We start from the raw sequence: 20,801 nt of genomic DNA, 5'->3' as shown, positions 1-20,801 counted from the left end.
TTTGTCACTCTAGGCAGAGGAAAAGTAGAAATCAGGGTGAGTCAGGAAAACAAAAATTGAACTTGTGAGGTTATAAATAATAGATTGAAGTTTAGAAAAACCTAAGGACAATTGGGGAATAGGAAAAACTGTTAACCAGGGATAGATTAGGTTAAATAAAGTAAAAAGTTGAATTATTAAACGGAGATTGTTAAGAATATTCTTCCAGCTTTTTTCATCATTCCACCAGGGATGTGAAGATAATTTTGATGGAGATTTTGGCATAGAAGACTGGATTTGTTCAGAGTGTAGGCTAACCATTAAATAGCTGCTACAAACAATCTCCCACCAGCGTTCAATATCCGGGTAGTGAGTTAGCCGATAATCTGCCCAACCTAATTCATTCTTGCTTTGCTTCAACCCATACTCAACCCAAGTTCTTAAACCATAAAAGTTTCCTACATCTCTTGGTGTAAGGTCTGGGTATCTACTCATCACATACCAAGTAGTGTTACCAGGTAACTTTTCTCGATCTGTGGTAATCTGCCAGTACCTATTTTCGCTACGTTTACCATGAATTACTTCTCTGATAAACCTATTTTCACTGCTCAGATCAGAAAATACTCGTTTAAACTTATGCCACTTCAAATATTGAGTATGTTGTCTTGGAAGTAAGCTTACAGAATGATTTGAGCGAATTGCTACTATATATTTTTTCTTGAGTTCATCTAATACAGCTATGAAGTTCTTACCACTTTCACCATATAAACTATCTGCCAGTACTAAGTTAAAGCTAAAACCCATTGATTCTAGCTTTCTCATCATTATTGCTGCTATTTCAGGCTTAGTGCGGTACTTATCCCCTGGCTTTAACCTTTCACGAGGCTTATATACTTCAAACAGCAGAGGGAAGGTCATTCCACAGAATACACCATACGCTGTTACTGCTACAATTCCATTCTCTACTTTTCCTAAGTTTCCTATATACTGTCGTTTCACATAATCTGTCTTATTCCCTTTCTTTTTATACCCTGTTTCATCAATAATTAAAATGATTGGTCTACCTTTTAGAACTTGTAAAATTAGCTCTAGTCGCAAAGCTCTTAACTTCTCTATATCCCACGGTGATGTAGTTAAAAAATGATGCAAACCAAGAGTGATTATCCAATCCTACAATTTTTGCTATTTCTGGTAGGGTTTTCCGTTTTAGTTCAGAAATACACCCTACATGAAGGTACTTAAAAGCCTCGAAGCTCCTAACATCTGGAAACAGGCTTTTATACCATTGACAATATTCGTCCACGAATTTGACTGTTGGTGCGGCTGGACGAGGCTGTACCATACTCTGTATCTTGGTTCTAGCGTTTGTACGCTATTATACTACCGCCAGAGTGACAAAACAGGGTTAAAATCGGGCGGAACCGTTGTTCAACTGCATGAAGTGCAGCTTGGGTGATCGTCATTCCTTTCTCCCGCGATTGGTTGGCAAATTCTACAATCAAAATCGCATTTTTGCTCGCCAGACCAATCAACATCACCAATGCCACCTGACAGTACAAATCGTTGACCAACCCGCGCACTGAGACGAATAACAGAGCGCCTAAAATCGCAAAGGGTACGGTCAGCAAGATGATGATTGGATCAATGTAATTTTCGTACTGAGCCGCTAAAATCAGAAACACGGCGACAATACCGAGAGCAAACAGCAAGATCGCTTGTCCGCCAGATTTGGTTTCTTCTCTAGAAAGCCCTGTCCAGTCATAACCCAGACCGGGCTGCTCAATCTCCTTAAAGGTCTGCTGCATCGCCGCAATTGCTTGCCCAGAACTGTAACCTGGGGCAGCATCGCCTTGAATTTTGATCGAGCGGAATAAATTGAAGTGGCTGATGGTTTGCGGCCCTGTAATCGGAGTCACTTTTGCAACTTCATTCAGTAGCACCAGATTACCACTTCGAGAACGAACATTAATTTGACCAATATCGTCTGGAGAATTCCGAAACTGTTCATCTGCTTGGATATATACCCGGTAGCTGCGCTGGGAGAAGGTAAAATCGTTAACATACTGCCCGCCCATGTAAGCACCCAGCGTATTCATTGCCTCACTGAAATCGACATTGAGGGCTTCTAAGCGATCGCGGTTAATGTCAATCTGGTACTGGGGAGTGCTAGCTGTGAATTGAGTGTACACTTGGCGTAAGGCGGGGTTCTTATTAGCGCTGTTGCTGCCAGTCCGAGGATAAATAGCCCCAGCACGAACATCCGGATGCGGATCAGGAACTTGGTCAGACGCTCGTATTGCTCCAGTACCCAGCTAAAGCCCCGGTTGAACTGACGAAAAAACCAGCCTAACGGACCTCGCCCTTCACCTTCGGTATGATGCAAGAACAGTCCAGACATACTGGGGGTAAAACTCAGGGCATTGAATAAAGAAATGCCGATGGAGAAGATAATGACCAGTGCGAACTGCCGATACATGATGCCGGTTGCACCCGGAAAAAAGGATACCGGGATAAATACCGCTATCAACACCAAGGAGGTGGCAATCACTGCCCCTGAAAGCTCCCCCATCGCTTCAAAAGCAGCTTGTCGTCGGTCTAAACCTTGTTCCATCTTGGCAGCAATCCCCTCGACGACGATGATCGCATCATCTACCACCAAACCTGTTGCCAGTACTAATCCAAACATGGTCAACGTGTTGAGCGAGAAGCCCAGGAGATAGGCAAAGGCCAATGCACCAACTAAGGATACAGGAATAGCGATCGCCGGAATGATTGTCGCCCGCCAATCTTGCAAAAAGACGAAAATCACCAGCACCACTAGGGCGATCGCTTCCATCAGCGTCTTGACCACTTCTTCGATTGAGACTTCTACAAACTTGGTGGTGTCGTAGGCGATGATGGCTTTCAACCCGGGAGGAAAGTTTTTCTCTAGCTCTGCAATCTGGGCTTCTACGGCTTTGGCAGTATTTAGCACATTGCTGCCTGGAAGTTGATAGATCAACATGGCCGCGCCCGCTTTGCCCTGTACCAGTGCCGAAGTTGTATAGTCCTGTGCGCCTAACTCGGCTCGTCCCACATCCTTGAGTTTAACTAGTGTCCCGTCAGCTTGGCTCTTCAGTACCAGGTTCTCGAATTCCTTAACATCTTTTAATCTACTATTGATGCGGAGCGGGAAATTCGAGTTCTGATTCGCCTTGGTGGGCGCTTGACCAATGGAGCCTACCCCCACCTGAATATTCTGAGAAGTTAGGGCACTGCTGACATCGGTTGCTGTCAAACCCCGACTGGCTAAAGCATTCGGGTCAAGCCACAACCGCATCGCATATTGGCGTTCCCCAACCAGTCTGGTATCTCCGACACCAGGGACGCGCTTGATGGCATCAGTGATGTAAAGGTCAACATAGTTACTCAAAAAGATGTTGTCATACTCGCTATTTTCGGCATAGAAGCCATAAACTAGGAGAATGCTGTTGGAACGTGCTAAGGTAGTTAACCCAGTTTGCCGCACAGACTCAGGTAACGTTGGTTCAGCGATCGCAGCTCGATTCTGCACATTAACTTGGTCAATGTTACGGTTACTCTCTGGGTCAAACTGAGTTGAAATGGTGCTGGAGCCATCATTACCACTGGCTGAAGTCATGTACTGCATCCCCTCAACCCCGTTTATTTGCCGCTCAATCACGGTTGATACAGCATCTTCAACGGTTTGGGCATCTGCACCAATATAAGTGCTGGTAGTTTGCACCTGAATGGGTGCAATTTCCGGTAAGTTGTTGATCGGCAACAAGGGAATACAGATACCACCAATCAGCAAGATTAAGAGGGTGCAAACCGTTGATAAGACAGGCCGCTTGATAAAAGTGTCTGCGATCGACATGATGATTATACGATTTTAGATTTTGGATTTTAGATTTTGGATTGAGAAAGTCCTACTCAGAATGACTTTCACCTAACTATTAACTCCTAAGATTGTGGTTGAACGGGGACACCATCTCTCAGTTTGAGAATATTAGACACCGCTAGGCGATCGCCTGGTTTAATTCCTTCTAGAATGGGATAGTGATCACTTTGCACCTCGCCCAACTTCACAGGTTTTTGATGCACTACGAATTGCGGCTTTTGTTTTGACTTGTCTTCTTCCACTACAAAGACAAAACTCTGTCCACCAATTCGAGTCACCACTTGAATCGGAATCAAAATCCCCGGTTGTTGGCTCCAGATAATCCGGGCGCGAACATATTGCCCATCCCGCAATTTGCCATTTGAATTAGCAAATCGGGCTTTCACTAAAATAGATTGGGCAGCTGTAATTACTTGCGGCGAGATAAAATTAATGCTGCCAGTAGTTAGACCCTTACCTGTGTTGGCATCCAATAGCTCTACAGGTAATCCCCGACGCAGTTGAGCCGCATTGTTGGACGGCACTGAAATTCGCATATCCTGGATATCGTTTTTGGTAATAGTGGTTAAGGTTCCCCCAGCACTCACGTAATCCCCCACTTTGACTGAGAAATCGCCAACTATCCCATCAAGCGGTGCAATCACCTGCTTTTGGTTCAGATTCACTTGATTTGAGGCAACTTGAGCCTGGGCTTGCTGGACGTTTGATAGTGCCTGATTGACACTTGCTTGGCTCGCATTCACCTGCTTTTTAGCAGCATTTAAGGTAGCGATCGCTGCATCTATGTTATTTTTAGCAATATCGAGTTCTTGTCTTGCCTGTGCCCCTTCAGTTACAAGCATCTTGCTTCGCTGGAACTGCACTTGCTGTAATTTCACATCTGCTGCTGCTTTAACTTGATTGGCTTGTTGTTGTTCAAGTTGTGCCTGGGCGGTTACTACAGCCGCCCGATTGGAGTTAACCACAGCAATGGCACTGGAGACATTGGCTTGAGTCTGATCCAAACTTAAAGATAGAATTGGCGTTCCCTTACTTACGCGATCGCCACTGGCTACAAATATACGCTCAATTCGCCCCTGAACTTGCGGCTGAAGTGAAACACGTTCCTGGGCTTCTAATGTGCCGACAAACTCAGAGGTAGATTGAACTTGGCTCGATTCAACAGTTTGCACCTTAACTGAGAGAGGCGGTGCTTTTGGTGGCACGGCTTTGCGGTTGCCTAACAATCGCCAGCCGACAAAGCCCCCGCCGCCAATCAGCAGAACCGCCAGTATAACCCAAAGCCATCTCTTGCGCTGTGGAGGCGGTTTAGAAGCGGTTTCGTCAGTACTAATCCGATCTGTAGACACTGGCGCTAAGACGGAACTTGATCTATTTGCAGCACTGTTTTTCAGATCAGCAGTTGGCTCGGAAGATACAGATTCAAATAAATGGGCGATCGAGTGACATAAGATATTCAACTCCGTCAAGATTCGTAATTCAGATTAAATCTGGGTTTCCAAGTTTGGATCTACCGTAAATATTTTAAAAATTGGTATAAAATACAGCAAAAATACTGCACCTAAGGCAGTGATCTTTGGGATTATTTTTGGCAGCGCTAAAGCAAAAAATATTAGCAGCTTAATCTCTGCGTTCAGCCGCCATTTGCCAAATTCTTTCTAGGGTTTGAATTTGCCGTAGCCGGATTGCTATTAGTTCATCGCGTGTTTTGTGCCGTCTTCCAACATGAACTGCGATATAGAAGAAGACTGCTGCGACACAAAGACAGGTAACAAACAAACCAATTTCATAGTTTGTTTGTTGGGTGAGATGAATTTGATCTAGTTGTTCAGTCACCGAAGCTATAAATTGGGGGTGTGCGGTGATATCAGTGGGAGATAATGTATTCATATTTATATGCTTTTGTTAATAATTAGTCTTAAGCTGTTACGTATACAACTTGCATTATCAGGGCGGGCTTTTCGGCCCACGCCACAATCATATTGAAAAAATATGATTGCAAATTAAAGGCGCAACAGCTGATCGCAACCTACATATTTATTCACAATTATTAATTCATAATTCATAATTAAAAAGGGTTTGTCTCTAATGCTTATAAAACCAGTCAGAATTTTGTTTAGGGTCTGAAACAGTCTTTAATTACGAATTTTTTCTTTGTAGTTACTGCTGCGGATTCGACATTTAGTCTAGCGACGATCGCTTCTAAGGTTGCTTTTTCAGCCTCTTGAATGGTTGCGATTTGGATTTTAGATTTTGGATTGTGAAACATACATGGGATAAGTGTTTCAGTTTTCTATCTGTCATAATCATTTTTCAAATTGGTATTATTTTCAAGTTAAGATTGAACCTCAGCTTGAGTTTTTTGCCGCACATTTAATAGTTACTAATTTTGCCCAATATAACCTCTACCTTTTGAACGTTTTAGTAGAAATTATACAATTCACACACTATTTAACCCCTTTTCAAAACATAATTTCTCTTACCAACAATTTCCCTCTGTTGCTCTTAGTAAGACTTTAAACGCTAGATTTGGGCATTTATATTGCAATATTATATAGTACCCCTCCTTGTTGAGAATCAGTTCATCTGCTTGTGTCTTCATTCTTCAACTTTCATTCAAATTAGACCACTCCAGTTTGTTGAGTTAAGATACTATTTGATCTTTCTATTCCCATAGGCATATCTTGACAGTGAAATAGTGACGAGAAGTGATATGACTTGGTTAAGTCTGATAGTCTTCAGTAAGAAGGGAAATAATTTACTAATTTATCTGCAAAGAGCGAAGTTAGTCGTAGCGCTTTAGCGAAACTGTAGGAAAGGACTCGCTCTGCCCTTTATTAGTGGTAACTTGCCTATGGATTCCAATGTGGGCAAATCTAAGAACGGTAGTTCCTCTCATGGGCGGGTTCGAGGGGTGATCCTATCACCTCAAGGGTGGCAGCAATTTCAAGCTGCAAAACAGCAAGCAGAATCTGAGGAGACTTGGGGCAAGCATTTTACCCAAGAATATCTGAGCGATCGCACCGGGCTTTCACTTAATACCCTCTATTGGGCTGACTCGAACAAGTCTCAATTAAATCAAGCTTTTGTAAACTTTCAACAAACCACTGACTGGTTTGGCACTGTGATTTGATAGACGCAACAACTTTCGCAATGCCACCACTTAGTATAACTTCACCGAATTAAAAAAAGAGGAAACATGATTATTTCACCCGTACAAATACTTTCTCCGCCAGCAGCGATCGACGATCCATCCAGGAGCAAGACAACCACAAGCAAGCTTGCAAACAAGATTGCACTGGTCACTGGAGCATCTAAGGGCATTGGTGCCTCGATCGCCAAGCACCTCGGAGCCGCTGGTGCCACAGTAATCGTCAACTACGCCACTAGCCAGTCCGGTGCCGATAAAATCGTTGCGGACATTACGGCTGACGGCGGCAAAGCCACAGCCATCCAGGGTGACTTCTCGAAACTGGAAGACATTACTCACACCTTCGCCCAAATCAAGCAAACGCACGGCAAGCTTGACATTCTCGTCAACAACGCTGGTGTTTACAGTTTCGGTGCCATCGAGCAGGTTACACCAGAAGAATTCTACCGCCAGTTTAACCTCAATGTACTTGGTCTTCTCCTGGCAATCAAGGAAGCCATCCCGCTTATGGGGACTGAGGGTGGCTCCGTGATTAACATTGGTTCTGCCGTCGGCTCGATGCCGCCCGCAAATAGCGCCATTTACTCCGCCACCAAAGCTGCGGTTGACTCTCTTACAGTTTCCCTTTCTAAGGAGTTCGGCTCTCGCAAGATCCGTGTCAATAGCCTCAATCCAGGCTTCGTGGCAACGGAAGGCTCGCAAGGGTTTCTCGAAGGTGATGTCTACGACATGGCGATCAAGAGCACACCCCTGGGACGGGTCGGGCAGCCGGAGGATATCAGCCTGATCGCTGTCTTCCTCGCCTCTGATGACTCCCACTGGCTGACCGGACAACGGATTCTCGCCACCGGCGGTCAAACTTGGTAGACATTTTTTGTCGAAAACCAAATTTGGTAACTACCTCAAATTTGTAGTTTTCCAGAATTTAGCAGAACACAAGAAAACCATGAGACGATTTACCCTGTTTACGCTCCTGTATCTCGCGGCGGGAGTCTGCCTAACGGTGTTCGCCCTTCAGCATCTTGACATGACTCCGAACGTCAAGACCATCCTATTGGTAGATGCAGGACTGTTATATCTTTTCGCTGTATTCACGACCTTCCCATTTTGGCATCAATTTGCACAACGGAGCCAAGCGAGACTGAGCGATAAACCCGCTTGGCAAAAAAACTTTGTGGCGATCGCACCCTGGTTTCTGATTGTATCGGTAGTCGTTTCAGCGATCTCCAATGTAATGAGCCACCCCTGGGCGACAGAGACAACTGTAAGTGTGTCTCTGGGACTACCAATCATCTTGCTGAGTGTAGAAAATCTCTTTGTCAGAAACCAGATCCATCAATAAGCCCATTCGTCTAGGCAAGCAGCTATCTGTCTATGTTTAGTGTTTGTTTTCTTCTAATCAGTACTCTATCCGTCAGATAGCTTTCCTGGCAGAAGCCGTCCGAATTATTGATTTTAAGCATCACAACCAAAACAGATTTTCAAGGAGGTACTTTCAATGTTGAATTTTTCTTCGTATACCAGGCTAAAACAGCGCTGTGCAGTTGTTGGAGGAGTACTAGTCGCGATCGCCATCACAGCCTACAGTGCCCCTGCCAAATCACAACTACCCTTTGCAAATACTCCAACGGTGGCAAATTCCTCGATCTCATCCAGTCCAGCCCCGGTGTCTGGATCTCCCACACAGAGCATTTCAAGCGCTACACCGATTCAGCAGGCAGCTGTCCAAGCTATTCGTGACTACTACAGCGCGATCTCCAGTCAAGACTATCGGCGAGCATACTCAGCTTGGGATAGAAATGGGGCAGCCAGCCAACAGTCGTTTGAACAGTTTAAGCAAGGTTTTGCCAACACCACATCCACTGTTGTAGAAGTTGGGACACCCGGTAGACTCGACGGAGCGGCAGGCTCATCCTACATTAAAATTCCGGTGACGGTAAGTGCCACCACCACAACTGGAACTCCGCAGCGATTTCGCGGTAGCTATATACTGCGACGGGTCAATGGTGTTTCTAGCTCAAATCCAGAACAACGTGAATGGCATCTCTACTCGGCAAATCTTACTCAAGTCTATTAGCTTGCTGGGTAGTGCTAGATAGGTAAGAATGGCTGGAATTTCTTCTTAGTCTGAAATTCAGACAAGTTTAACCGACGAGTTTTACAGTTTCTATCGCGTTGGTGTAGCCTCTCATGAGAGAGAATCGCTTGAAGCGAACTAGGAAAGGCATACAGCAACGCTGAACACTATCCTCCTGAGGCACGTAGGAACACGAGATAAAGTTGAATACTGAAAAACTTTTTATACCCAATTCATCAAAGGAGAATGATTCATGGAAACTATTTTGAAGAGCATTGCCGTTCCCACAAATGCTAGCAAATCATCCCAGCTACTGACAGAGGAAGCGGTTAACGCGAGTCCCGATTTTTATGCAGACATCTTACAATCTATATACATGAGGAGCTTAGGCTGATGACAAACATCCAAATTAACCCCAACGAGTTATCTGACAAGAGAGTGCTGGTTACAGGTGGAACAAAAGGTATGGGCGAAGCGATCGTCAAACGTTTGAGGCAAGCTGGTGCAACGGTGATCACGACCGCCCGCTCAAAACCCGATGAACTGCGCTCGCTAGATTTATTTATTCAATCTGACATCAGCACGCCGGGTGGCGTAGAAAAAGTGGTCAAGGAAGTGCTTGCCCGTCTCGGCGGCGTGGATATCCTGATCAACAACGTTGGTGGTTCTTCAGCACCCAGCGGTGGCGCACTTGCCCTGACTGATGATGATTGGCAGCAGACATTCAATGCTAATTTATTCACCGCTGTCCGCTTAAATCGGGCATTCCTGCCCAAAATGCTAGAACAAGGTTCGGGTGTCATTATCCATATTTCGTCGATCCAGCGTACTCTCCCGCTTTATGATGCCACTCTGGCATATGCAGCGGCAAAGGCGGCACTGACGAACTACAGCAAAGGACTCTCAAACGAAGTTGCACCGAGAGGTGTGCGGGTGAATACAGTTGCTCCCGGTTTTATCGAGACAACATCGGCTACGGAACTGATAAAGAGATTAGCTGAAAATGCAGGAACAGACTTTGATACTGCAAGACTTGGGTTGATGGATTCCCTTGGGGGAATTCCAATGGGTCGCCCTGGTCGCCCCGAAGAAGTTGCCGAGCTTGTTGCTTTCCTGGTTTCTGATCGCGCTTCTTATATTAACGGCGCTGAATATGTGATCGACGGCGGAACCATTCCTACAGTGTGAGATATCGAATATCGAGGGTAAGTTCTCATTGTTTTGCAACCTGTTGCGGGTGACTCATGCTGGTTGGTCATTCCACTGGCACGCCGCGTATTTTTGCATCAAGCCCTTTTCCGAGACTGATAGGACTGAGGATCTGAAAAAATTCGACATCCCGACTCTGGTGCGCTGTGACTTGCGAGTGCAGAAGATATTCACGGGAGAGCATTTGGCCGTATTCGCTGCGGTAGGCGGGGAGAAAGCTGCACCAAACTCTATATGACCTATCCAAAATCGAGTACATTCTTAATTATAAAAGATTTTAGCTTTTAAATAATTTATATCATAAAAGCACAAAGGCTTATATGACTAATATTTGAAGGTAGGAAAAAACCTGCATTCATTGTCAACAAACCTCCTCAGACTTGAGGGTGTAGTCAGACTTTAAGAATACAATCATCAATAAATATTTTGTAAAGATTTAAATACTTTTTGATTATTGGATCTCAGATCAAATAAAAAAAATTATTTTTAAAGATTGCTATATAACATCAAAATAATGAGAATTCGTTTGATAATTATTTATTAAAATATAGCTACCCTATTAGAGGGATGTTTACAGTTATAAAATGAGGTTAAATAATAGTAAATCAACCAAAAAAGAAGTTTTTAACAGCAAAAATAAATCAGGAGAATAATTTATGTCTCTCTTAAGAATACTGAAATCAATTATAAATGGGGCTATGCAAGTAATCTCCTATATTTTAGGTGCAGTCAGTAGAATTTTTGCACCTAGAGATGATAATTACCCAGCAACAGGAGTTCAACCTTTTGAAGGTGATATTGCTAATAATAAAGATAGGTATTGAGCGTACATAAGCGGCTCAGTAAGTTGCCCATACTAAAATCAGGTAGCAACAATGATCGCTGTTACTGCTGTTTCTTCCTTCTATTTAGGTTTTTAAAATGGGAGCTTTACTATCGAAGTGGAAAATCTCGACACAACTTTTTACAGGATAAAAGCATGAAACGTTTTACTCTCGCTACTTTAGCTATTCTGATCAGTGCTAGCTCTATTTTGGCTCTTTCACCAAATGCTAATGCTGAATCTCGTGAACAGTACTGTAGGGATCATCGTTGTGATGGCTATAATCGCGATCGCAACTATAATCGTGATTCTGATCGCAACTATAATCGTGAACGTGGTAGTTACCAAAGGAGCCACGATCAGAATCATCGCCAACGTTACCGCTACTATGATCGCAGCGCGCATCAGTGGCGTTATGGGTATCGCTAAATAACCCTGTTTTGTCATTCTGGGAGAACGCAATAGGTGAAAGGGTTACGGAGCTTGAGTTTCCACTTTTTATCTCCAATTTCAGTTTCTGGAGCGAGAATAAAGTCTCAAACCTTGACTAAATCAAAGTTTCAGAATTTGGCTCTTGATTATTGTTTTCCGAGAGTGGCAAAACAGGATAACTCTCAATACGGTTCGCTTAAGAAAGTTATCAGTCGAGATAAGCTGTTCTTGAGAGGAGGAGCAATCTGATCGCCCAGGAAAAAAGAATCATTAACTAAAGCGATCGCTTAAACTCTAGAATTCAGTTTGAAGAAGTGATTGTTCAACCTGAATTTTCCCGTTAAGTCTCTTTTACAAGGTGCTAACCTTCACTCTTGTCATGTAATTTTAACCAACCTCGTCATAGTACCTATTAGTCTGCCAACCCAAAATTGCTAGGTTTGGATTGGGAAAAGGGGACTGGGGTTGGGGGAAGGAATTAAAACCTTTTCCCCTTACCCTTTACCCCACCAAGTTTCCTTGGCGAACTACTAGATACCAATAGGGGTTTTATGTCGATGTTCATTTCTCTTCACTCCCCTGCTTCCCTTGCTAAAGATTGCTCTTTTCACGATGATCTCACTTTTTCGCATTGCTCCCGTTCAGTTCCCACTCTACAACTGGCTAGAAATAAAACGAAAACACATAGAACTTGTAGAAAGTGGAAAATGTAGAAAACTTGCGTTGCTGCCTTGGCAATCGCTCGCCATCCACAATCATTTATACTTATTTTTTTAAAGGGTTTTTAGACAGTGCTAGTACAAAAACTGAATGCGTGTGCAGAATTCATTACAGGTGATGGCACTCGAATGCGAGAATTATTACATCCTGATAAGCAACCTTTGAAATTACGATATAGTCTAGCTCATGCAGTAGTGTCAATTGGACAAACTTCTACACCTCATTCTTTAACAACTTCGGAAGTTTACTACATCCTTAGTGGTCAGGGAGAAATGCACATAGATGATGAACTAGAGACAGTAAAAGCAGGAGATACTATCTATATTCCACCAAATGCTAGACAATTTATTCGCAATTCTGGGGCAGAATCACTAGTATTTCTATGCATAGTTGATCCAGCGTGGCGTAAACAAGACGAGACTATATATTCAAAGTAGAAACTAGTCATGATGAAAAACAAATCGATTAAAGAATCTGCGATCAAAGTTGGGCAGTCCCTACAAACAGGTGCAGGTACGAAAGAGATAGGGTTTCGAGGTTCAGAACAAAAAATAAGTGATCATTTCAGTAACGATTTTCCTTGCTTGTAGGCTCGGTTTGCCGAAGGATTGGCTTTATTTCTGATTACCTACACTGAATGATTTGTTATCCGGGCGTGGGATTTGTGACTTCAATGGGCGATCGCTTATCAACTCCCGCGCTTTATACCGAGTGTACGCTGCATAAACATAGATTTTCATGGGGATTTAGGGCTGCCAGGTGAGTTTTGCTACCCCCTCAACATGGAATCACCATTCGGCATCAACCCCCTAGTTGTTGACCTTGACACCAAAGGCGGGGGGACATCACTGCAAGCGATCGCAGTCTCAGCCATGTACTATACCAAAATCATTTCTTTGACAATATAAAAGGTCCTAATATGCTCTCCTGGAAAATAAAACGTGCATGTACAATTGCCTTTGTATGTCTTTCTTTAGCTGCAACTCAAGTAAGTGCGCGGGAAAGAAAAATAAAAGGTTGTCTGACAGAGTGTAAACCGCGTATCGGTATTCTCTCTGCATTTGGTCAAGAAGCAGATATTTTGTTGGCGGAAACTACTAATAAGTATCAATATACAATCAACGGCAATATCTTCAGTACAGGAAAGCTAAGAGGTAACAATGTAGTGATTGTTTTGACTGGAGTAAGCGTCGAGAACGCATCAATGCTTACTCAATTGACGATCGATAACTTTAATATTCATCACTTGTTACTCAGTGGAATTGCTGGTGGTGTAGATCCAAATTATCACATTGGCGATGTTGCTATCCCTAGCAAATGGTCGCTGCCTTTAGAAGTCTACTGGAACCGTGACAGCAAGATTCCAACTCCCTGTGGAACGCCAGGAGACTTGTTGTGTCTTGGCTTGAAGTTATCTACTTTTACTAGTACAGCAAATTCTGATTATCAAGTGCCAACAACAAATGGTTTGGTCGGTTTAGGCTTGTTTATGCGGGACACTTTTGTGAGAAATAGCTCAAACTTCCCAAATGGAGAGTATAAGTTTGATTATAAAGTTGACGCAGAAATGCTGGCTATCGCCAAAACACTTCGTCCGCAACTTGACAAATGTGGTCCGAAGCAACCAAATCTTTGTATATCAACTCAGCCAATGCTGCGGATTGGTGGTAGAGGTATAACTGCGCCAGCTTTTCTTGCTAATCCCGACTACAGAAATTATGTTTTTAAAACTATTCAAGCTGTATCGGTAGACATGGAAACTACAGCATTTGCTCACGTTGCTTATGCTAACGAAATTCCTTTCATTGCTTTCCGCAGTTTATCAGATTTAGCTGGTGGAGATGATTCTACAGATATTGGTGCGTTCTTCGGAAGCGGTTTAGCTGAGAGTAACGAAGCCAAAGTGACTCTTGGCTTTTTAGAGGCTTGGTCAAACACCCATAAAAACCTTGATGAATAGGAGATAAGCTCCCGATTTACTTAAACCAAATTACGTATCTGACTTTTCCCGTTATCTTTTCGTGGAGGTTTTGAGGCGGGCCTAAAGAATAATTAACCAAAAGAATTATTGCCATTCCCTATCCTCAAGTTCCTTTATTGGCAACAATAACGTGGCTTCAATTTCTTGCCTAATAGCAGCTGTCACTTCACAATTGCTATGTAGGCAATCGAGTAGTAACTGATTAGCATCGTAGTAGCGTTGCAACACTTGCTGTTGCTCAGAGCTAAACTGCCACTGGTGGTTAATATTGCGGTAATTAATCACCGTCTTATTTACCTGTTCAGCCCAAGCTGAATAGTTTGTTTGCGACCATAGCTCAAACCGTTGTTGACTTTGACCAGAATTTGGCAACTGGTCAGAGAGTTGTTGCAGGGATTTATGGAGTCCAACATCCAGAACAATACCCAGAATGTTGCTCATAGCATCTCCGCAGGCGTGGATGTGGGCAAAGCTTTGGCTCCCATCAATTGCACACTCCACGAGCAGGTCATCTAATGCCGCATCCAGAAACATCCCTTGATCGAGGCTGCTGGCTAGGGCAAAGTGAGAAGCTATGTGAGGAGTCCGACTCAAAGCAAGGTAAAATGCTCTCACTGTCGCATCTTTTGACTGGGTAGGAATAGTGCGAGATTTTTGGCTAGCCCAGGTCAAAAACTCTTGTAAATAAGCATCTTGGGCAACGAGTGTATCAATCTGTTGCTTCATCAACAGTACTAGAGAGTCTGCACTCCTGAGCATGGTGGCGGTTAACAAGAAGATTTCGCGCCAGTGCGGGTCGGTGATATGACTGACTAGACCGAATAGTGCTTGCCCAAATGCCTCTAAGTTATGGCTGGCAACGATTTTCCTCGCTGTGAAGTATTCTTGAAATGCTAAATAGGAAAAGGAAAAAATTCCCCGCGCCCGTTCTGCCAGTAGTCCATGTTGAGCCTCGATTGACTTCAGCACTGCTTCACTTTCTATTTGCAGTGACTCTGCATCCATTGGCAGGTTGCTTAGATTGTCAATATAATCACCAATGTATTGCTCAACGATGCGTTGCTCAAAAAAGTACTGACCCTGCTCAAATGTCGCGGCGGCAATCTGACTGAATAACTTGAGTTTTTGTGATAATAAAAACCCTCCGTAAACGTCATCTCGTTCAACGCCTCTGGCTTCATCCCATTTGCCTAATAGAAGGTCTAAACCTTCCTTATAAAAGTCAGTCCGCTTAGTTGGAAATTTTCCTTTACCGTGAAACACCCAACAGGCAAGATGCAGAAATAGGGGTGTGACGACGAGTTGGCGAAATTGCCAATTTTCATCTAATTCCAACTTTTGAATAAACTCAACGGACTGCGCCTGACCATCTTTTTGGCTGGTCTTGCTAAAAACCATAAACCATTTTTGAGTGAAGGCTCGGATTTGTTCTAAGGTAAATGGGGCAATTTCAACATCGGTAAAGCCTCGGAGTCTGAGTTTTTGAGCTGCCGTTCGACAAGTCGCCACGAACCGATTTTTGTGATACTTTTCTGAAAACCTCCGAATTTCGTTTAAGACAGGATTGCTTTGTTGGTTAAGAACTTCATCCATGCCATCAAGCAACAGTAATACCCTACCTTCATTCAGCAAGGTTTCGATGACTGAGGGATCGGAAATTCCAGATGTGATAAATTCCTGACGGATGTAGTTTAATAGGCTGAACTCGTTGGTAATCTTAGACTCTTGGGCAAAGTTTCTCAGTGTGATCAAGACTGGTACTTGATTTGCCGCAAATGCGCTTTGGTTACATTGAATGGCAAGATGTTGCAAAAAGGTGGTTTTACCTACTCCTGGTTTACCTAGCACCCTGAGCTTGGAGTATGTTTCAACTGCCTGTGTACCAGGTATTTGTTTCTCGTCAACTTCACCTAAGCCAAAACGGTCAAATTCTTTGCGATCAAGGTTTTGCAGATCGGTGATTTCTAAATACTGAAGGCTAGTAATCTCCTCCAAAATATTCACATCTATATATATGTCATTGATCGCAACTGGACGACTGATATCCAATAACTGCAAAATACCACACTGGTCTTGGATTTTGTCGAAGCGTTGCGATCGCACGACTGGCACTAACTTATCAATATCCAGTACAGTCGGCTGGGCGTATTCTTCTCGTGACAAGAATTCTGCTGGAGGATTAGTCGCAATCTCCCGCCAATTCAGTTCTAAAATCAAACAAATTTCAATAAAAGTATGACGCTCAACTGGACGACCACTGAAAAACCGCCAAATTGGTTGTCTAGTCTTGAGGTTGACTTCTGCTGCTAGATTGTCTTGTGTCCACCCCTTGCGAACAAACGCTCTTTTAGCCTCTTGAATACCACTGAGTGATGCTTCGAGCGATCGCTTGACCATCTGACAAAAACTTGATCTTAAAATCAAGAACTCAAACTTTTATTAACATCTTTCATCCTAGAGCTTTTTTTGTGGTAATCACTCTCTCCAAGGTTCAAGGATATACACAATTAAGAAAAAATACTCTAACTCTAGTGAGATCCTGTTACATATATTAATTTTTGTCATAAACTCAAACACTATGAAATTATTTTATACATTTCAAACTTGGAGCAATACTTAATCTCAAGCACCTATCTGTCATAGTCGATGAAGTACAGATTAAGGGCTGATCAATATTCGTCCTTATTCACTATGATTTTAGCTTGAAGATAAATATGAATTTTTCATTAATTAGTAAAGTATATAAAATCATTGAGCTTGCTGAATTAATCTATTGCCCAAAGTCATCAGATATACTGTTTAGTAAAGTAAATATACCAGAAACTTTTCTAGACAAATTGTCTAATTATTTAGAAGATTTTGAAATGACAGGAAGAACATCAGTCAGAGTACTACATAAATATGTAGACGATTTTTCTTCAGATGAAAAAGGACAAGTTATAGCCCTTATCTGGCTTGGTCAATATGTATCCTGTGAACATCCATCAGACTTAAACGATTTAATTGCACAAGCACTACATCTCATCCCTCAAAACTATACAACTAGTTATATTATCGAAAAGACTTTCCTAGCTAAATATCTTTGCTCCGGGCTGAAAAAAATAAATAATAACCACTGCAACAATTAAGTTGAGTGGCTGGGTGCGGTCTTTTCTATCTGATAGTAGCTTTTAATGATGATGTCGCTCCTTGTCTAGAGATATACGACCTAGAAATGCAAGATAGAGCGGATATTTTGTTTGAGCAGGAAACTCATAACTATTGAAGAAGAATTCAGCTATCTGAATTCAGGAGTCAGAATCAAGACGCGACGCTCTCTACGAGACGCTAAAAGCTAACGCGGACTCGCTCATAGCGTTGCCATGCCGTTGGCGCAGCCTCTCGTTCGCGTTAGCGTCTCTGAAAGAGAAGAGAAGGCTTTACGCTGCGCTATCCGCTTTTTCGGTCAAAATTCATTCTGTTAGCGGAAGCGGGGCGTTTAGCCCATTCTGACTCCTGACTCCTGAATTCTGTTCGATAACATCTATAGCGTTGTTAAATAGTTGAGTCTTAACATTGGTTCTCGTTGTGCTTTGGAAATACTAACGTATAGTTGATTTTTAGCAAGTCTAAACATTTTGGTAGTGGTCAATATGTAGTGATAATAGAGATTTAGTAACTAAAATTATTTCTTTTTATCCAAAGCTAAAAATACTAGAAAAATAGTTTGAGTTTACATAAGTGAGAGCAGCGAAGATGGAGCTAGAGGATTATGTAGTGGGGAGAGGGGAGGAGGCTTTGGGTAAATCAATTGAGAAGACACATCCTTGATGGGGAATATCCCGAACTGAGAGTATACCTTTGTTTAACGATACGGCACGTCGTGAGATTGTAAGCCCAATCCCCAATCCTGATCTATCTGTTCCCATCTGAGAAAAAGCCTTAAAAAGTTCTTCCGCCTCACCAGGCGGGAGTCCTCCACATTGATCCTCTATTTCAAGCAAAACACGTCCACCTACAGCCTTACCGCGTATCCATACAATCCCACCCTGCTTGGTGAACTTAATGGCATTTTGAACCAGATTCGATAAGGCAGATATTATTAGGTGACGATCTATTAAAACCTCCAATTCCGGTGCAACCTCAACACACACCTCAATTGATTTCCCACTTGCTTCAAACCATGCAGTAGCCTCAACTTCACTGACTAGGTGAATAACTCGACATCTCTGATATTGTTCGGTTGATTCGTTCCGCAGTCGCACCTCAACAAGTGAACGATCAATAATATCTCTCATGCGCTTATGGGCATTTTCAAGAAGACGAGATGTACTTCCATTGGCTCCGACTTTCCCTGTGATTATAAGTTGGGAAGCTAAACTAGCAGAGGTCAACGCATTTCGCAACTCATGTGCTAGAAATCCCAGACGTAGAACCTCATTCCGCTCTGCATTCTCGCGCTGACCTCGATTAAACTCTGTAACCGCTTCAGCGATCGCGATATCGAGGCAGAAATTTAATCGATTGAATTCACGAGGGGATGCTGTTTCACTACTGTTCTCCTGAATATACTGAGTAATAGCTTGACAAAGAGCGCCGTAGCCATGAACAACCTGAGAAATGCTGTAGCCAAGTTTTAACGACTCTTTTCCCCGGCGCTCTGCTGCGGCTCTGTGAACACTTTCTATAGAATTGTTATTTGCTTTCCCAGATTCATCTATATCAGCATCAGCACGTAATACCTGAATGAGTTCATCGTAGAACACAGGTAATCCTCTTTCCATTTCGTCGCTCGAACTCATGGAATCACCAAGACCCGTGATCTTTTTTGAACACAAGGCGAGAATTTCGTCACGTTCTGCTAAGAGAAATTCATGTAACATTATAAATGTTCTTAATTTTATACTTATTCTACCATCAGGAGATCGCTATAACAGCGATTGCTTTACTGGTTAATTACTCAAAGAGTGTTATATTTGCTAAATTAATCTGGAATACGTTTTGTGTGCGCCGTTAATCAACTTATACAATTCAACTATCAATCAAACTCTTGTATATACTTGATTTCAAACGTATGGTTGTTACACTTTTCAGGAGAAGAGAAATTAGGAACCATCTGGAAATATTTTTGAGAACTGACTGTAATATTCATCAAATGAATCTAGGCTTGAAAGTAAACATCTATATCAAACAACACTAATGCCACATACATTGATTAATTTAACATTGCCAATAGTCATTCAAGAAATTGAGAATGTCTTATATGAGTACCCTGAACATCCTTATCAATTAGCTTTTTCGATTCATGAGTTGCGCCAAAAGTTAATTGCCCATATTCTAAGTCATGTCCCTAACCGCTATATAGTCGAAGGGGTACAGGAATTATCCAGCACCCCTAAAAGCCGCTACTCTTTCCCTCTACAGGAGCGGATACAGATAGAAACAGTGGTTCACGGTAGTATTCTGCATATCCTGCGCGAAAACGCTGATTGGCTAAGTCGCCAACTCCTAACTCTGTCTCTTGTTGGGTCAGTTTTGCTCCCTAGTCTGATTTAATAACCTCATGCTTTTGGGCAACAATACAGTAGATAATATATTTTGCGCTAGGGTCAATATTTGCTTTTACGCTAGCGCAAAGTATGTACTGTACTCTGCATTTACTATGAGTAAAAATTCCACTAGATAAAAGGTTTCAGAATAAATTTTCTGTGCCGGAATTATCCGGAAGTGTACTATTTTTTACGACAGGTGCGATATTTTATATGATAAACCAAACCTCGGTGTGCAAGATCGAAGGAGTCAACAGTAGCCATCCCTTGACCTTTGGCAGTCATCGCAGTATTCACCCGCATATTTACACTGTCACCACAGCCCGACCAAATATCAGCTACCGTCGCCAAGCTATCTCGAACATTATAGTCAGTTTCGCCACTAAAAGTCCGAGAAAAAACTGGGCCGCGGGTACCAGCAAAAAAGTACTCTGCTCTTAGTGTCCCAGTAGTTCCGGGAGCAATATAACCCCGATAATCAGCATCATAAAGGGAAATTTGAAAGCCTTGGGGTAATTTGATCGGAATACTCAAATTACAGCTTTTCCGCCTTTCTGTGGCGACATTTCCGATAGCTGCAAACTTGTCAAATAAAATGGTTAGTTCTTGACCATCGGGACTAACGCTCACACTGGCTGATTCATTGGGACAACCGCTACCACCATAACTTGCACCTAAAATTTCAACTTTGGCATCAGCAAAGGCGGGGCTAACTGAAGCAGTAATTAATGTAACGGCAGCAAGAAATACTTTTACAAATTTCATAATTTTTTGATCGCGAATCTACTAACCAGATTTACTGTGACATTCTGCTGTTGGAAATCAAGGTTGAATTGCGTCTGAGTTGTATAAGTTGTACTGAAAGCCTTCAAATCGTTACAAAAATCTCAAATTTAGTTGCTTCAAATATGATGAAAGAGAGTACTATGGATATCTGAAGGTAGCAGCTATTATGCTCTCCAACTCACTAATTAAAATGAAAAGCTTAAAAGCATTCTAT

At 42.6% G+C, this 20,801-nt stretch carries 21 protein-coding genes and 1 pseudogene; 13 read left to right on the top strand and 9 right to left on the bottom strand.

Annotated elements, in window-relative coordinates; translation table 11 throughout:
• Positions 1 to 9: 9 nt before the first annotated feature.
• From FD723_RS37320 to FD723_RS37300, 6 genes and pseudogenes are all read right to left on the bottom strand, one after another.
• Positions 10 to 1,321: pseudogene (locus FD723_RS37320) on the bottom strand (IS701 family transposase).
• A 16-nt stretch (positions 1,322 to 1,337) separates the two neighbouring features.
• Positions 1,338 to 2,168, bottom strand: a complete 831-nt coding sequence (locus FD723_RS44020; protein ID WP_306297045.1) for an efflux RND transporter permease subunit — start codon at positions 2,166 to 2,168, stop codon at positions 1,338 to 1,340.
• Positions 2,105 to 3,856: an efflux RND transporter permease subunit gene (locus FD723_RS37315; RefSeq protein WP_306297044.1), complete on the bottom strand. Its 1,752-nt coding sequence runs from the start codon at positions 3,854 to 3,856 to the stop codon at positions 2,105 to 2,107. The genes FD723_RS44020 and FD723_RS37315 overlap by 64 nt, the downstream gene beginning before the upstream one ends.
• 86 nt (positions 3,857 to 3,942) lie before the next feature.
• The gene (locus FD723_RS37310) at positions 3,943 to 5,349 is read right to left on the bottom strand and encodes an efflux RND transporter periplasmic adaptor subunit (RefSeq protein ID WP_256875372.1); all 1,407 of its coding nucleotides are present in this window, start codon (positions 5,347 to 5,349) and stop codon (positions 3,943 to 3,945) included.
• A 151-nt stretch (positions 5,350 to 5,500) separates the two neighbouring features.
• Entirely contained in the window at positions 5,501 to 5,770 is a 270-nt protein-coding gene (locus FD723_RS37305) for a hypothetical protein (protein ID WP_179070214.1), read from the bottom strand.
• 226 nt (positions 5,771 to 5,996) lie between these two features.
• Positions 5,997 to 6,149: a hypothetical protein gene (locus FD723_RS37300; RefSeq protein WP_179070066.1), complete on the bottom strand. Its 153-nt coding sequence runs from the start codon at positions 6,147 to 6,149 to the stop codon at positions 5,997 to 5,999.
• Between the two features lie 585 nt (positions 6,150 to 6,734).
• Between FD723_RS37300 and FD723_RS37295 the strand changes: the two genes are divergently transcribed.
• From FD723_RS37295 to FD723_RS37245, 11 genes are all read left to right on the top strand, one after another.
• Complete coding sequence (locus FD723_RS37295; RefSeq protein ID WP_256875371.1) at positions 6,735 to 7,013, top strand: hypothetical protein; 279 nt, start codon at positions 6,735 to 6,737, stop codon at positions 7,011 to 7,013.
• A gap of 66 nt (positions 7,014 to 7,079) precedes the next feature.
• Positions 7,080 to 7,898 (top strand): SDR family NAD(P)-dependent oxidoreductase, encoded by an 819-nt coding sequence (locus FD723_RS37290; RefSeq protein WP_179070213.1) that lies wholly within the window; start codon positions 7,080 to 7,082, stop codon positions 7,896 to 7,898.
• Between the two features lie 7 nt (positions 7,899 to 7,905).
• Entirely contained in the window at positions 7,906 to 8,373 is a 468-nt protein-coding gene (locus FD723_RS37285) for a hypothetical protein (protein WP_179070212.1), read from the top strand.
• A gap of 156 nt (positions 8,374 to 8,529) precedes the next feature.
• Positions 8,530 to 9,108 carry a hypothetical protein gene (locus FD723_RS37280; protein ID WP_179070211.1) on the top strand — a complete coding sequence of 193 codons (579 nt, stop codon included), beginning with the start codon at positions 8,530 to 8,532 and terminating at the stop codon, positions 9,106 to 9,108.
• 253 nt (positions 9,109 to 9,361) lie between these two features.
• A complete protein-coding gene (locus FD723_RS37275; protein WP_179070210.1) occupies positions 9,362 to 9,502 on the top strand; it encodes a hypothetical protein in 141 nt (46 codons plus the stop codon).
• Positions 9,502 to 10,296: an SDR family oxidoreductase gene (locus tag FD723_RS37270; protein WP_179070209.1), complete on the top strand. Its 795-nt coding sequence runs from the start codon at positions 9,502 to 9,504 to the stop codon at positions 10,294 to 10,296. The genes FD723_RS37275 and FD723_RS37270 overlap by 1 nt, the downstream gene beginning before the upstream one ends.
• Before the next feature lie 677 nt (positions 10,297 to 10,973).
• Complete coding sequence (locus FD723_RS37265; protein ID WP_179070208.1) at positions 10,974 to 11,141, top strand: hypothetical protein; 168 nt, start codon at positions 10,974 to 10,976, stop codon at positions 11,139 to 11,141.
• Positions 11,142 to 11,296: 155 nt separating this feature from the next.
• Positions 11,297 to 11,569, top strand: coding sequence for a hypothetical protein (locus tag FD723_RS37260; RefSeq protein ID WP_179070207.1), 273 nt, complete (start codon positions 11,297 to 11,299; stop codon positions 11,567 to 11,569).
• 794 nt (positions 11,570 to 12,363) lie between these two features.
• A complete protein-coding gene (locus FD723_RS37255; RefSeq protein ID WP_179070206.1) occupies positions 12,364 to 12,729 on the top strand; it encodes a cupin domain-containing protein in 366 nt (121 codons plus the stop codon).
• Positions 12,730 to 13,074: 345 nt separating this feature from the next.
• The gene (locus FD723_RS43625) at positions 13,075 to 13,200 is read left to right on the top strand and encodes a hypothetical protein (RefSeq protein ID WP_256875370.1); all 126 of its coding nucleotides are present in this window, start codon (positions 13,075 to 13,077) and stop codon (positions 13,198 to 13,200) included.
• A gap of 11 nt (positions 13,201 to 13,211) precedes the next feature.
• Positions 13,212 to 14,252, top strand: a complete 1,041-nt coding sequence (locus tag FD723_RS37245; RefSeq protein WP_179070205.1) for a 5'-methylthioadenosine/S-adenosylhomocysteine nucleosidase — start codon at positions 13,212 to 13,214, stop codon at positions 14,250 to 14,252.
• Between the two features lie 105 nt (positions 14,253 to 14,357).
• Here the strand turns inward: FD723_RS37245 and FD723_RS37240 are convergent, their stop codons facing one another.
• A complete protein-coding gene (locus FD723_RS37240) occupies positions 14,358 to 16,670 on the bottom strand; it encodes an NACHT domain-containing NTPase (protein WP_179070252.1) in 2,313 nt (770 codons plus the stop codon).
• Between the two features lie 317 nt (positions 16,671 to 16,987).
• Between FD723_RS37240 and FD723_RS37235 the strand changes: the two genes are divergently transcribed.
• Complete coding sequence (locus tag FD723_RS37235; RefSeq protein ID WP_179070204.1) at positions 16,988 to 17,401, top strand: DUF3775 domain-containing protein; 414 nt, start codon at positions 16,988 to 16,990, stop codon at positions 17,399 to 17,401.
• Positions 17,402 to 18,022: 621 nt separating this feature from the next.
• Here the strand turns inward: FD723_RS37235 and FD723_RS37230 are convergent.
• Complete coding sequence (locus tag FD723_RS37230) at positions 18,023 to 19,135, bottom strand: sensor histidine kinase KdpD (protein WP_179070203.1); 1,113 nt, start codon at positions 19,133 to 19,135, stop codon at positions 18,023 to 18,025.
• 316 nt (positions 19,136 to 19,451) lie between these two features.
• Here FD723_RS37230 and FD723_RS37225 point away from each other — a divergent pair, with 316 nt between their 5' ends.
• Complete coding sequence (locus FD723_RS37225) at positions 19,452 to 19,808, top strand: hypothetical protein (protein WP_179070202.1); 357 nt, start codon at positions 19,452 to 19,454, stop codon at positions 19,806 to 19,808.
• Between the two features lie 176 nt (positions 19,809 to 19,984).
• Here FD723_RS37225 and FD723_RS37220 read toward each other — a convergent pair whose 3' ends face one another.
• Complete coding sequence (locus FD723_RS37220) at positions 19,985 to 20,566, bottom strand: DUF4360 domain-containing protein (protein WP_179070201.1); 582 nt, start codon at positions 20,564 to 20,566, stop codon at positions 19,985 to 19,987.
• Between the last annotated feature and the right edge of the window lie 235 nt (positions 20,567 to 20,801).

The organism is Nostoc sp. C052 (genome assembly GCF_013393905.1).
In the GTDB taxonomy this organism is placed as follows: domain Bacteria; phylum Cyanobacteriota; class Cyanobacteriia; order Cyanobacteriales; family Nostocaceae; genus Nostoc.
This window is presented reverse-complemented; position numbering and strand designations above follow the sequence as displayed.